We start from the raw sequence: 13,015 nt of genomic DNA, 5'->3' as shown, positions 1-13,015 counted from the left end.
CGCTTGCCCCCACAGGCAGACACTGCCGTGAAGGCCAAGCAAAGATCAATCGTAAATGAATACGGACTCCAGACGCTCCAGATGTTCCAGAGCCTCGCCGCAACCCCGTACCACGCAGGTCAGAGGATCTTCAGCCACCACGACGGGCAAGCCGGTCTCTTCTTGCAGCAGACGGTCCAGGTCATGAACCAGAGCACCACCACCTGTCAGGACGATGCCCTTGTCAGTGATGTCCGCACCCAGTTCTGGAGGAGTTTGTTCCAGAGCGGTTTTAACCGCGGAAACGATTTGATTCAAGGGATCGGTAAGCGATTCCAGAATCTCGTTGGAGGACACCGTGAAACTGCGTGGCACCCCTTCGGACAAATTACGACCCTTGACTTCAATCTCGCGAATTTCAGTGCCAGGGAATGCGGAACCGATCTCTTTTTTGATCAATTCAGCCGTGGGTTCACCAATTAGCATTCCGTAATTGCGACGGATGTAATTAATAATGGCTTCGTCAAACTTGTCGCCACCGACGCGAACCGATCCTTTATAGACCATACCGCCTAAAGAGATCACTGCCACTTCGGTTGTACCACCACCGATATCCACCACCATGGAGCCGCTGGCATCGGACACGGCCAGGCCTGCACCGATCGCGGCCGCCATGGGCTCTTCAATCAGGTAGACCTTGCTGGCACCAGCGCCCAGAGCAGATTCTTTGATGGCACGGCGTTCCACCTGGGTGGAGCCGCAAGGCACACACACGATAATGCGTGGGCTGGGAGCAAACATGCTGCGTGGGTGAACCATGCGGATGAACTGCTTGAGCATTTGCTCGGTGACCGTAAAGTCCGCGATCACACCATCCTTCATGGGCCGGATGGCTTCAATATTGCCAGGCACCCGACCCAGCATTTGCTTGGCCTCCTGCCCAACGGCCTGAATGATTTTTTTACCATTAGGTCCACCTTCATGGCGGATGGCTACAACGGACGGTTCATCCAGTACGATACCCTTGCCGCGTACATAGATAAGGGTATTGGCCGTACCGAGGTCGATTGCCATATCGCTGGAAAAGTAACTGCGTAGGAATCCGAACATGGGCGCGCAAAGTGTAAAGTGTTTGGGGAAAAGGCAGGTAAATTCGGCGCGGAACTCAAGCGTAAAACGACAGGCACAAGAACCAGGCAACGAATTCAAAAATACCTGGGAAGGAAACGGTCAATGATAACTTATAATTGCTCTACATTAGGACTGTTTTAATGGTCAGTTAAGTTCTGTAACCCCCGCATTTGCTGTAAAAGTGCCAAACTGTCCCTAACTGACGGATTTCCGCTTTTTTTTATTACTCATTTTCCAGTACCCACCCACATGTCTATCACTGAACAGGATGTTGCCCGTATAGCGCAACTGGCGCGCCTTGATCTTTCTGCTGAACAAGCCTCCCAGGTCGAGCACGATTTGACGCGCATCCTGGGCCTGATCCAGACCTTGCAAACCGTTGATACTCAAGGCGTTGAGCCCATGGCCCACCCTTTGTCCGCCCGCCAGCAGATCAGTCTGCGTCTGCGCGAGGACAAGGCCCTGCCTTCCGGAACGGTAGAAAGCCGTCAGGCCATGATGCGCAACGCCCCCGCCGAGCAGGATGGCCTGTTTCTGGTGCCCACGGTCATCGAATAAAGCAAAACCATGTCTTTTACCCCTGAATTCGCGACTATTGCAGCGCTGCGCCAAGCTCTGCAAAACAAAACCGTCAGTGCCCGCGAGCTGGCCCAGCAAGCCCTGGACAACAGCGCCCGTCAAAAAGAGCTCAATGCCTTCGTGCAGCAGGACGCTGCCCTGACCCTGGCCCAGGCCGATGCCGCTGACGCCCTGATTGCTCAAGGCAAGGCCGGTCCACTGACCGGCATCCCTATCGCCCACAAAGATTTGTTTGTCACCAAGGATTGGCAGACCACCGCCTGCAGCAAAATGCTGGAAGGCTACGTCAGCCCCTTTGACGCCACGGTCGTGACCAAGCTGCAGGCAGCCGGTGCTGTCTCGCTGGGCAAGTTGAACTGTGACGAGTTCGCCATGGGCTCGCGCAACGAAAGCTCGGTGTTTGGCCCCGTGCGCAACCCTTGGGATCACTCCATGGTGCCCGGTGGCTCCTCGGGTGGTTCTGCCGCCGCTGTCGCTGCTGGCCTGGTAGCGGGTGCGACTGCAACCGATACCGGTGGTTCGATTCGCCAGCCTGCCGCCCTGTGTGGTGTCAGCGGCATCAAGCCCACCTACGGCACGATTTCCCGCTTCGGCATTATTGCCTACGGCTCCAGCCTGGATCAGGCCGGCCCGATCGCCCGCAATGCAAGCGACTTGCTGGACCTGCTGGAGAACATGTGTGGTTTCGACCCGCAAGACGCCACCAGCCTGGAATTTTGCGACGACCAGCCCAATAACGGCGCGCGCATTCGTCAGCAATTTGAACAGCAACAGGCTCAACAAGAAGCCCAAGGCAGCCAGCCACTGAAAGGCCTGCGTATTGGTGTGCCCGCCCAGTTCTTTGGCCCCGGCCTGGACCCGGTCGTTGCCGACGCCATTGAAGCCGCCCTGAAAACCTACGAAAGCCTGGGTGCAGAGCGCGTCACCGTGCAACTGCCCCTGACAGAGCTGTCTGTCCCTACTTATTACGTCATCAGCCCCGCTGAGGCCTCCACCAACCTGTCGCGCTTTGACGGCGTACGCTTTGGCCACCGCGCCAGCCAGTACACCGATCTGAACAGCATGATTTCGCGTTCGCGCTCGGAAGGCTTTGGCCCTGAAGTGGTACGCCGCATCCTGGTCGGCACTTATGTGCTCTCGCATGGCTACTACGACGCCTACTATCTGCAAGCCCAACGCGTGCGCCGCATGATTGTGGACGACTTCCAGAAAGTCTTTGAACAGTGCGACCTGATCCTGGGCCCCGTCACACCGGCTCTGGGCCGCAAGCTGGGTGCCACCATCGAGGATCCCACCACCGATTGGCTGGGCGACGTCTACACACTGGGCGTGAGCCTGGCCGGCCTGCCCGCCATGTCCATTCCTTGCGGCTTCAGCAAGGATGAGCGCCCCCTGCCCATCGGCCTGCAAATCATTGGCAACTACTTCCGTGAAGGCCAATTGCTGGCCTTTGCCGACCGCTTCCAGCAAGTCACCGACTGGCATCAACGTCAACCAGGACAACAATAATGGAATGGGAAATTGTGATCGGGCTGGAAACTCATACCCAGCTCTCGACCGAATCCAAAATCTTCTCCAGCAGCAGCACTCGCTTTGGCGCCTTGCCCAACACGCAAGCCAACGAAGTCGATATGGCCTTGCCCGGCGCTCTGCCTGTCTTTAACCGTGGCGCTGCCGAACGGGCCATTCGCCTGGGTCTGGCCGTAGGCGGCCACATTGCGCCGCGCTCCGTGTTCGAGCGCAAAAACTACTTCTACCCGGATCTGCCCAAGAACTACCAGATCAGCCAGATGGAAATTCCCGTCGTCAGCGGCGGTACGGTCAGCTTCATGCTGGACGGTGAAGAAAAAACCATCAATCTGACACGCGCGCACTTGGAAGAGGATGCCGGTAAATCCCTGCACGAAAACTTCCGTGGTCCCTACGGCGAGTCCAGCACCGGGATCGACTTGAACCGCGCAGGCACGCCGCTGCTGGAAATCGTGTCCGAACCTGAAATGCGCTCGGCGGCTGAAGCCGTGGGTTATGCACGCGCCCTGCACAGCCTGGTAGTCTGGTTGGGCATTTGCGACGGCAATATGCAGGAAGGCTCTTTCCGCGTGGACGCCAACGTGTCGGTACGCCCCAAAGGCCAGAAAGAATTTGGCACTCGCTGCGAACTGAAGAACATCAATTCCTTCCGCTTCCTGGAACGTGCCATTCAATACGAAGCACGCCGCCAGATCGAGCTGATCGAAGACGGTGGCAAAGTCATCCAGGAAACGCGCCTTTACGACTCGGACCGTGACGAGACCCGCAGCATGCGCAGCAAGGAAGACGCACACGATTACCGCTACTTCCCCGATCCTGACCTGCCACCTCTGTTTATCAGTGAAGAGTGGATCGAACAGGTTCGTCAGGACATGCCTGAACTGCCCGCCCAGAAACTGGCTCGCTTCGAGCAAGAGTTTGAACTGAGCCGTTACGATGCCTCGCAACTGACGGTAGATCGTGCAACGGCTGACTTCTTCGAAGCCATCTTGCAGGCGGGCTCCAAGGCGAACGCGAAACTGGCCGCCAACTGGATTCTGGGCGAACTGTCGGCTGCCTTGAACCGTGAAGAGCTGAGCATTGAGCAGTCCAAAGTCAGCCCAGCACAATTGGCTCAGCTGATTGCCCGTATTGCTGACGGCACCATCTCCAACAAGATTGCCCGTGACGTGTTCGCGGCGCAGTGGGACGGCGAGCTCAATGGCGATGTGGATGCCATTATCGACGCCCGTGGCCTGAAGCAGATCAATGACGTAGGTGCCATTGAGGCCATGGTGGACGAAGTACTGGCCGCCAACCCCAGCATCGTCGAGCAGCACCGTGCCGGCAAGCCAAAGGCCTTCAACGCCTTGGTCGGTCAGGTGATGAAGGTTGCCAAGGGCAAGGCCAATCCGCAGCAGATCAACGAAATGCTCAAGCAAAAGCTGGACGCCTAAGTCCGGACTCTGCGCTTAGCGGATACAAAAACACCAGGCCAAGGCCTGGTGTTTTTTTTACTGCTGAACTCTGCTTGCCAAACGCAGATGATCAGACACCGTAGCGGTCGCGGTAGGCTTTCACTTGGGGAGCGTGAGCTGCCAAAGTGATGTCATCCGCCAGCACCGCCATGATGTCAGCCAAAGAGGCAATGCTGATCACAGGAATACCGTAAGTCTGTTCCACTTCCTGCACTGCAGAATGCGCGGACAGTTCCTGATCGTTACCGGCGCGCTCCATGCGATCCAGAGCAATCAGCACCGCGGCAGGTTCTGCACCGGCGGCCTTGATGATCTGCATGGATTCACGCACGGACGTACCCGCTGTGATCACGTCATCAATAATCACGACCTTGCCTTGCAAAGGAGCGCCCACCAGGGTGCCGCCTTCGCCGTGGTCTTTGGCTTCCTTGCGGTTGAAAGCAAAAGGCACATCACGATCACCGATTTGTGGATGCTCGGCCAGGGCAATTGAGGTTGCGGCAGCCAGAGGAATCCCCTTGTAGGCGGGACCAAACAGCATGTCAAAAGACACGCCCGAATCCAGCAAAGCCTGAGCATAGAAACGGGCCAGCTGACCCACACTACGTCCCGTATTGAACAGGCCGGCATTGAAGAAGTAAGGGCTCAAACGGCCAGACTTGACCTTGAATTCCCCAAAACGCAGCACTCCCTGTTCCAGGGAGAAGCGCACAAAATTGCGACGATTATCGTTATTAGCCGACATGACAGAGTATGAAAAAGATAGAGACGAAAGGCATTTTAGCGTGATGTGAGCCATCACTTGGCAGGTTCGGCCAGTTCTTCCAGCAAGAAGTCGATAAAACTGCGCACTTTAGGTGTCAAATAGCGACGGCTGGCATAGACGGCATGCAGCTGCTGCAGCTCTTCGGTGTAATCGGGCAACAGGCGAACCAGCCGACCACTTTCCAGATCATCCATCACCAGCCACTCCGGCAAATAGGCCAGCCCTGCTCCACCCAACGCACTGTAATAAGTCAGATTGGTGTTATCCGAACGCATGAAAGGATTCAGGCGCAAGGACTCCGGCCCGTCCGGCCCCAAAAATTCAAAACTGGGCTGCTGTAAATAACTGGGGCTGATAGCCGGCAGACGCATCACCTCCGCACAGTTACGCGGCATGCCGTGCTGGGCCACAAACTCCGGGCTGGCCACCAGATGAAAGGGCGTGGGGCAAATAAGACGTGCAATCTGATGCGGCGCAGGCTCGCGCATCACCCGCAAGGCCAGATCAAAACCTTCCGCCACCAAATCCACTTTGTGATTGCTCAGGCTCATGTCCAGAGTCACTTCCGGATAGCGTGTTTGGTAATCCTGCAACAGCTGCGCCACTTTGCGGTTGGCAAACCATACGGGGGCCGTCACTCTCAACACACCTTGGGGCTGATGCTCAGAACCCGATAATGCCTGCTGTCCGCGCTCCAGAGTATCGAGTGCCTGCAAGCAATAATCAAAGTAGGTTTGCCCCAACTCCGTCAGGCTCAAACGACGGCTGCTGCGATGGAGCAAGCGGGCGCCCAGCTGTTTTTCCAGATTGGCCAAGTGCTTGCTGACCATGGGCGCAGACATATCCAAGCGTTGCGCCGCCGCTGCAAAGCTGCCCGCTGCGACGATTTCCCGGAACACCCGCAAACTCTGAATCGTATCCATGCTTTCCTAATAAGAAAGTAACTAATGAAAATAGGCCTGTTTATTTCCTGATAGTAATTGATTAATCTTGAACGAGCGCTAACCCGGTGCCTGTCTGGGCCTTGAATGGGCGGGACCAGCACCAGGATGTCATCACGTCATGCCTGACACAGAGCTTTTGTCACTACGCCGGGCCAGTGCTTCGTTTACCGATACTGTCAACTTTCCAAAGGAACATACATGAGCGCCCTTACCTCTAGCTGGACTCCTCGCATCCTTAGCCTGCTGCGCATCGTTACAGGCTATCTCCTGCTGACACACGGTACTGCCAAGATCCTGGGTTTCCCCAAAGTAGACATGTTTGCCAACCTGCAAATCAGCTCCATTTACGGCATTGCGGGCATTCTGGAACTGGTTCTGGGTGTCTTGCTGGTGATTGGTCTGTTCTCTCGTTTTGCAGCCTTTATTGCTTCGGGCCTGTGCGCTTTCGCTTACTTTATTGGCCACGCCAGCGGCAGCACCTTCGCAACCCCTATCCTCAATGGCGGTGAGGCGGCAGTTCTGTTCTGCTTTGCCTTCCTGTACCTGGCCTTTGCCGGCCCAGGCCCATGGAGTATTGACGCAGGCCGCGACAAAGCCTGACGCCTTGTTCAACCCCTTATCCCCTGCCCCTATCAGGGCAGGGGCAGGAGATCATCATGACAATGCCCACCTATTTCATCTCGCACGGTGGCGGACCCTGGCCCTGGATGCCTGAAGCGCAAACCATGTACGCCCCGCTGCGTGCTGCCCTGCAGGATATTCCACGCCAATTGGGGCGTACACCCAAAGCGATCTTGATGGTCTCCGCCCACTGGGAAGCTCAACAAGCCAATCTGCTGGTTGCCGCCGCAGCACAACCGAGCATGGTGTACGACTATTACGGCTTTCCGTCCCACACGTACGAGATTCACTACCCTGCACCAGGCGATCCTGCTCTGGCCCAACAGGTCTGTAATTTGCTGGAAGGCGCTGGCCTGCCCACTCATCTGGATTCGCAGCGTGGCTTTGACCACGGTGCATTCGTACCGGCTTATGTGATCTATCCGCAAGCCAAAGTGCCTATGGTGCAACTGTCCATTCACGCCAACTACGACCCGGCCCTGCACTACGCCATGGGCGAGGCGCTTGCGCCTTTGCGAGACGAAGAGGTGCTGATTATTGGCAGCGGTCTGAGCTATCACAACCTGCGCAATATGGGACCTGGCGGTGTGCAGCCCTCTGCCCAGTTTGATGCCTGGCTGCATCAAAGCCTGAGCCTGGAGGACCCTGCCGCCCGTCGTCAGGCCTTGATGGACTGGGAACAGGCCCCGGCCGCACGTGTTGCCCATCCCCGCGAAGATCACCTGGTTCCTCTCATGGTGGCCGCTGGTGCTGCGCGTGGCGACGCAGCGCATCGCTTCCACCACGAAACCCAGGCCTTTGGTGGCTTGACCGTGTCCAGCTACCGCTTCGGCTCAGCGTCGTAACAAGCTCTGACGGCCACTGACATCCAGGCAGGTTACGGGTTAAAGTGCTGACGCTATAAGGAGAATTGCCACGTGTTACGCGTCACCTCGTTAAACGTCAACGGTATTCGGGCCGCCTTTCGTAAAGGCCTGCCCGCCTGGCTGGAAGCCCAGAAACCTCATATTGTCTGCATGCAGGAAATCAAGATCAGCGAGCCTGATCTGACCCCCGATTTGACCAACCCCGGTCAATACCACGGGCATTTCCACCATGCTCAGAAAAAAGGCTATAGCGGTGTAGGCCTGTACCTGAACCACAAGGCAGAAAGCGTGGCCGAAGGCATGGCCTGCGAAGAGTTCGATGCTGAAGGCCGCATTATCCGCGCCGACTGGAACGACCTTAGTGTGATCAGCGCCTACCTGCCCTCGGGTTCCTCGGGCGACGAGCGTCAAACCGCCAAGTACCGCTTTCTGGATCATTTTGAGCAGTGGATTAATGGCTTGATGCAGGAACACCGTGATACCGGCCGCGAGTTCATTATTTGTGGTGACTGGAATATTGCGCACCACGAAGCCGATTTGAAGAACTGGAAAGGCAACCTGAAAAACAGCGGTTTTCTGCCAGAAGAACGCGCCTGGATGAGCAAAGTGCTAGGCGAACTGGCTTGGGTGGACGTGTACCGCAGCCTGCATCCCGATACCACGGACGAGTGCTACACCTGGTGGAGCAACCGCGGCCAGGCTTGGGCCAAAAATGTGGGGTGGCGCATTGATTATCAAATTGCCACCCCAGGTATTGCTGCCAAGGCGCGCGGTGCAACGATCTATAAGGAAGAGCGTTTCAGCGACCACGCGCCACTGACGGTTGATTACGACTGGAGCCTGTAAATCCAGCCTGAAAAAAGCCAGCGCCTTAGCTGGCTTTTTCAATCATGTAGCGCACAACACTGCGCAATTGTTCATCGGTTGCTTTGGGAGCTGCACCGCGTGGGGGCATGGCGCCCTTGCCGTTCAGCACAACTTGCATCATGGCATCTTCGCCTTGGGCGATCAGGGGCTCCCAACGAGCCTTGTCACCCAAACGAGGGGCATTGGCCATACCCGATGCATGACAGACCATACACGAAGACTTGTACAGCTTGAGAGCTTCGTCCGAGTTGGCATGTGCTGCAGGTGCGGCGGCCAGCAAAAACAAAGCGGCCATTGCGGAGTACATCATGGTGGCGGGGCGATAGGTTCTCATGGGTTTACCCTTTAAACAGTCGGCATGAACGCATGCCTGGCTGATACTTCGTTTTCTGTACAAGAGGCCCGTTTTTCATGGTTCGAACCTCTTGCGTTTTCACTAGCTAATCACTATCCAATAACTGCCTTGAAGCCCGGACGGAAATGATGGGTGTTTCTGGTTCTCAATTCCGCATACCGGGTGCCAACCCTGCTTAGCCCTTGATCGGGCCGGGAGGGCTGACTTGCTTCATCAAGTCGTCGTTCCATTCGCCTTCGACCAGAACGTGACCTGCTGCGCCCAGTTCCATGGCTTCGATCAGGTTGTGGTTCACATAGGCGTACACACCAGGCTGCTTGAAGGTGTAGAGCGCCACACCGGCCGAACCGCCGCGAATGAACCAGGTTTCCAGGTTCTTGGCAGGTGGATCATCAAACTTGCCCAGTTCCCAAACCCAGTCACCGTGCCCACCGATCAGGTGAGGACGGGTGTCGCGGTTGGCCTGCGAGTGAATGAACAGCACGGTTTCACCCACGTTGGCCTTCATGGCACCGTCGCCCATCAAGGCACCGACCTTGCCGTTGAACACCACGTGGCTGGGGATCAGACCACGCATGGCTTCCAGGGTATCGCCGTAGCTTTCAGCCGAGGAACCATACTTTTTGAAGTTGCCCTTTTCATCACGAGGGATGTAGAGGTCAAACTCGCCAATGGTGTAGACACGGTCGTAATGCAGCGAGTTGCCCGCCGAATCCTTCAGGCCGTCGCGTGGCAGCACCATGACGGTACCGTGCATGCCCTGGACCACGTGCCAGGCTACCGAGCCTTCGGGTGCGCAGTGGTACACAAACGTACCGGTACGGTCGGCCTTGAAGCGCAAGGTGGCTTGTTCGCCGGGGTTCACGTTGGTCAACTTGGCACCGCCCAGCGCGCCAGTCGAGGCGTGAAAGTCGATGTTGTGCGGCATGGTGTTGCTGGCTGGGTTGACCAGGGTCAGCTCCAGGTAGTCGCCTTCATGCACAACCATGGTGGGGCCGGGCATGGAGCCATCAAACATCATGGCGTGCATGGTGGTGCCATCGCGATCGACCACGATCTCTTTTTCCACGATGCTCATGCGGAACTCCACCACGCGAGGCTCGGGACCTACTTTCTGCTCGTGCTTGTGGACCATAGGAGGCGCAACCAGATCGACCTTGACCCGCTCCAGCTTGGCGATCTGGGCTTCTGTACGCGCGGCCAGCCAGGGCGCGTTCTTTTTTGGTGCAGCCGTCTCGCGGGCTTGTACTTGAGCCGCCAGCAAAGTCGTTCCTGCGGCGACACCTAGGCCAGCACTTTTCAAGAAATGACGACGTTCCATACTACCTCCGGTTTGATCCAGGCGTGATGCCTGCTGATTAAATAGTTGATTGCTCTAACAGTTACAGGATGTATTTGAACGTACTTGGCCCAAGCCATCTTTGTTGCAGCGCAAGCATTGGCGATGAACACAAAAAAAACCGCCTTAAAGGCGGTTCCAGAAAATACCTGTTAACGATACGCAGCCACCCAATCCGCAAGGATCATCTGCTTAGCCGTTCTGCAACTGATCAGCTTTCGCGACTCTCTTGGACTGCCATCAGTTTGTCCAGGGCCGAGAACAAATGGCGCCGCTCAGCGGCGGTGAGTATCTGTTCCAATTCCTCCTCCAGTTTTCCGACCTGCTCTTCAGCAGGCAAGAGCAAAGTCTGGCCTTGGGCAGTCAGATGTAATTGCTGTAAGCGTCGATCCCGCGGATCTGAATGACGTTCGATCAAGCCACGCTTGACCAGACGCTCGACCACCGGCACCAGATTGGATGGCGAGATATCCAGCGTTTCACCCAATTGGCGCAAATAGATTCCCGGATTAGCATCGAGCAAGATCAAAATAGAAAACTCACTGGGCTTGAGATCATGCTCGGCAACACGATGCGCAAACAACTTATGAATATGAATTTCCGTACGCGTGAGGCGATAGCCCAGAAAGCGGAGAAGGCGTGACTGGTCAACCGCGGATTCGAGAGCACTGTCCATGAGTTGGTGTCTGACTAAAAAAGAAAAATGCCTGCAAGACAGTGTCGACACAACATCGACACCATCCTGAGTGGCACACCGTTGATCGGTGCAGACATCAATCATAGAGCATAGACCCACCAACCGTCTCAGACGAGCTTGTGCACAGGCACCGCGCTTGTCACTGCCGCCTCGATCCTGCTCAAGTAATAGCGGGCATCCAGCAAGCCATGATCAAAGAAATAATCGGCACTAGCCACCTTGCGCTCGCACAAGCTGGTATCGGCATGCAAGCGACTGACCCGCCCTGCCCGTGCCCAGGCAAATGCCATACACACGATGCCGACCAAGCGCAGATAGTCCTCCGCACACCGGGCCAGTACTTGCGTATCGTGTTGAGCGCAGGTGCATAAATGGGTCGTCACTATGTACAGCTGGTCACTCCACTGTCTTAATGCTTTCCCCCATGGACATTCTGCCAACGCCTCCAGACAGGCATCCGCTTCCCAGCGCCAGGCCTGGAGCAAAGGTTGCAAGGCCTCGGGCCCCACGGCGGCAATCTTGCGCTGTAGCAGATCCAACGCCTGGATCTGGTTGGTTCCTTCATAAATCATGGCAATACGCGCATCTCGAAGCGTTTGCTCAATACGATACTCATGTACGTACCCATAGCCGCCAAAAACTTGCAGTGCGTCGCTGGCCAAGGAAAAGCCCCGCTCTGTAAATAACGACTTGACGACTGGTGTCAGTAAAGAGGCCAGATCCTGCGCCCGAGTCTGCTCTTCACCCTCTGGCAAGCTCTGCGCCAAATCAAGCTGATGCGCTGTCCATGCCGCCATCACCCGCATACCTTCCGTCCAGACACGCAAGTCGGCGAGAATGCGTTGCATAGCGGGATGATGGGCAATAGGATCCGCTACTCCCTTGGCCTGTGCCGGGCGGGGTTGCACCCGCATCTGATAACGTTCGTGAGCATACGTGCGGGCCAGTTGCCACGCCGCTTCTGCATGACCTAAGCCTTGCAACCCAACATGCAAACGAGCCGAATTCATCATCACAAACATGGCGGCCAGGCCTTGATGCGGTTTGCCTATCAGCCACGCATGGGCTGCCTCGAAACGCATCGAGCAAGTAGCACTGCCTTTGATGCCCATTTTCTTCTCAAGGCCATCACAGTAAATCGTATTGGGCACAAGCCCCCCCTCCTTGGGAATCAGGCGCGGGGCCAGGAACAAGGACAGCCCCCGTGTCCCGGCAGGGGCATCAGGCAGACGTGCCAGCACCAGATGAACGATGTTCTCGCTCATATCCTGATCGCCACCGGAGATGAAGATCTTGTTGCCATGCAGGCGGTAAGAACCTTCTTGTTCGGGCAGCGCCTGGGTACGCAGCAAACCCAAATCGGAACCGGCTTGTGGTTCAGTCAGGCACATTGTGGCTAACCAGCGTCCGCTAACGATATGCGGCAGATAGGTGCGGCGAATGTATTCATCACCATGAGCATTCAGGCAGGCATAGGCACCATGCAGAATTCCTGGATACATGGCCCAGCCATGATTGGCTGATGCCAACATTTCATGCAAGGCCGTATCGAGCAACTGAGGCAGGCCCTGGCCACCCACGCCGGGATCGCAGGCCAACGCAGGCCATCCAGCCGCCACAAAATCTGTATAGGCCTTGGCAAACCCGTCTGGTGTCAAGACCCGGCCATTCTCTAGACGACATCCTTGCAAATCAGCTGGCCCATTAAGCGGAGCCAAGACGTCGGCACAGAAGCGACCGGCGGCCTCAACTACCCTATCTGCCGTTTCCTGATCCAGCCCTTCGTAAGCCGACAAACGGCACCAATCCTCCTCCGCCTGCAAGCAATATTGCTGTACAAAACGAAAGTCCTCTAATGGGGGCTGATAATGCGATGCTTGCATA

General features: G+C 56.5%; 13 protein-coding genes. 6 read left to right on the top strand and 7 right to left on the bottom strand.

Annotated elements, in window-relative coordinates:
• Positions 1 to 45: 45 nt before the first annotated feature.
• On the bottom strand, positions 46 to 1,089 hold the full coding sequence (locus WFM49_RS15405; protein WP_003801946.1) for a rod shape-determining protein: 1,044 nt from the start codon (positions 1,087 to 1,089) through the stop codon (positions 46 to 48).
• A gap of 270 nt (positions 1,090 to 1,359) precedes the next feature.
• Between WFM49_RS15405 and gatC the strand changes: the two genes are divergently transcribed.
• Genes gatC through gatB form a run of 3 tightly spaced genes read left to right on the top strand, consistent with a single transcriptional unit; the run spans position 1,360 to position 4,655 of the window.
• A complete protein-coding gene (gene gatC / locus WFM49_RS15400) occupies positions 1,360 to 1,668 on the top strand; it encodes an Asp-tRNA(Asn)/Glu-tRNA(Gln) amidotransferase subunit GatC (protein WP_003801948.1) in 309 nt (102 codons plus the stop codon).
• Between the two features lie 9 nt (positions 1,669 to 1,677).
• Positions 1,678 to 3,198 (top strand): Asp-tRNA(Asn)/Glu-tRNA(Gln) amidotransferase subunit GatA, encoded by a 1,521-nt coding sequence (gene gatA / locus WFM49_RS15395; RefSeq protein ID WP_009460380.1) that lies wholly within the window; start codon positions 1,678 to 1,680, stop codon positions 3,196 to 3,198.
• Positions 3,198 to 4,655 (top strand): Asp-tRNA(Asn)/Glu-tRNA(Gln) amidotransferase subunit GatB, encoded by a 1,458-nt coding sequence (gatB, locus tag WFM49_RS15390; protein WP_022983608.1) that lies wholly within the window; start codon positions 3,198 to 3,200, stop codon positions 4,653 to 4,655. The genes gatA and gatB overlap by 1 nt, the downstream gene beginning before the upstream one ends.
• A 91-nt stretch (positions 4,656 to 4,746) precedes the next feature.
• On the opposite strand, the gene pyrE is transcribed toward gatB, so the two are convergent.
• Together pyrE and WFM49_RS15380 are read right to left on the bottom strand one after the other, a co-directional pair.
• Complete coding sequence (gene pyrE / locus WFM49_RS15385; protein ID WP_336974171.1) at positions 4,747 to 5,421, bottom strand: orotate phosphoribosyltransferase; 675 nt, start codon at positions 5,419 to 5,421, stop codon at positions 4,747 to 4,749.
• Positions 5,422 to 5,474: 53 nt separating this feature from the next.
• On the bottom strand, positions 5,475 to 6,365 hold the full coding sequence (locus WFM49_RS15380) for a LysR family transcriptional regulator (RefSeq protein WP_022983609.1): 891 nt from the start codon (positions 6,363 to 6,365) through the stop codon (positions 5,475 to 5,477).
• A 219-nt stretch (positions 6,366 to 6,584) separates the two neighbouring features.
• Here WFM49_RS15380 and WFM49_RS15375 point away from each other — a divergent pair, with 219 nt between their 5' ends.
• The 3 genes from WFM49_RS15375 (at position 6,585) to WFM49_RS15365 (ending at position 8,719) form a co-directional block, all read left to right on the top strand.
• Positions 6,585 to 6,986 (top strand): DoxX family protein, encoded by a 402-nt coding sequence (locus tag WFM49_RS15375; protein WP_009460378.1) that lies wholly within the window; start codon positions 6,585 to 6,587, stop codon positions 6,984 to 6,986.
• A gap of 56 nt (positions 6,987 to 7,042) precedes the next feature.
• The gene (locus tag WFM49_RS15370; protein ID WP_022983610.1) at positions 7,043 to 7,852 is read left to right on the top strand and encodes a DODA-type extradiol aromatic ring-opening family dioxygenase; all 810 of its coding nucleotides are present in this window, start codon (positions 7,043 to 7,045) and stop codon (positions 7,850 to 7,852) included.
• 72 nt (positions 7,853 to 7,924) lie between these two features.
• Positions 7,925 to 8,719: an exodeoxyribonuclease III gene (locus WFM49_RS15365; protein ID WP_022983611.1), complete on the top strand. Its 795-nt coding sequence runs from the start codon at positions 7,925 to 7,927 to the stop codon at positions 8,717 to 8,719.
• 25 nt (positions 8,720 to 8,744) lie between these two features.
• Here the strand turns inward: WFM49_RS15365 and WFM49_RS15360 are convergent, their stop codons facing one another.
• The 4 genes from WFM49_RS15360 to WFM49_RS15345 form a co-directional block, all read right to left on the bottom strand.
• On the bottom strand, positions 8,745 to 9,074 hold the full coding sequence (locus WFM49_RS15360; RefSeq protein WP_009460372.1) for a c-type cytochrome: 330 nt from the start codon (positions 9,072 to 9,074) through the stop codon (positions 8,745 to 8,747).
• A 196-nt stretch (positions 9,075 to 9,270) separates the two neighbouring features.
• On the bottom strand, positions 9,271 to 10,416 hold the full coding sequence (nirK, locus tag WFM49_RS15355) for a copper-containing nitrite reductase (protein ID WP_009458792.1): 1,146 nt from the start codon (positions 10,414 to 10,416) through the stop codon (positions 9,271 to 9,273).
• Positions 10,417 to 10,645: 229 nt separating this feature from the next.
• The gene (locus WFM49_RS15350; RefSeq protein ID WP_009458790.1) at positions 10,646 to 11,110 is read right to left on the bottom strand and encodes a MarR family winged helix-turn-helix transcriptional regulator; all 465 of its coding nucleotides are present in this window, start codon (positions 11,108 to 11,110) and stop codon (positions 10,646 to 10,648) included.
• A 128-nt stretch (positions 11,111 to 11,238) separates the two neighbouring features.
• On the bottom strand, positions 11,239 to 13,014 hold the full coding sequence (locus WFM49_RS15345) for an acyl-CoA dehydrogenase (RefSeq protein WP_336974164.1): 1,776 nt from the start codon (positions 13,012 to 13,014) through the stop codon (positions 11,239 to 11,241).
• Position 13,015 lies beyond the last annotated feature (1 nt).

This window comes from Alcaligenes sp. PF14 (assembly GCF_037150615.1).
Classification (GTDB): Bacteria; Pseudomonadota; Gammaproteobacteria; order Burkholderiales; family Burkholderiaceae_B; genus Alcaligenes; species Alcaligenes phenolicus.
The sequence above is the reverse complement of the archived record's forward strand: the minus strand, read 5'-3'. Positions and strand labels throughout refer to the sequence as shown.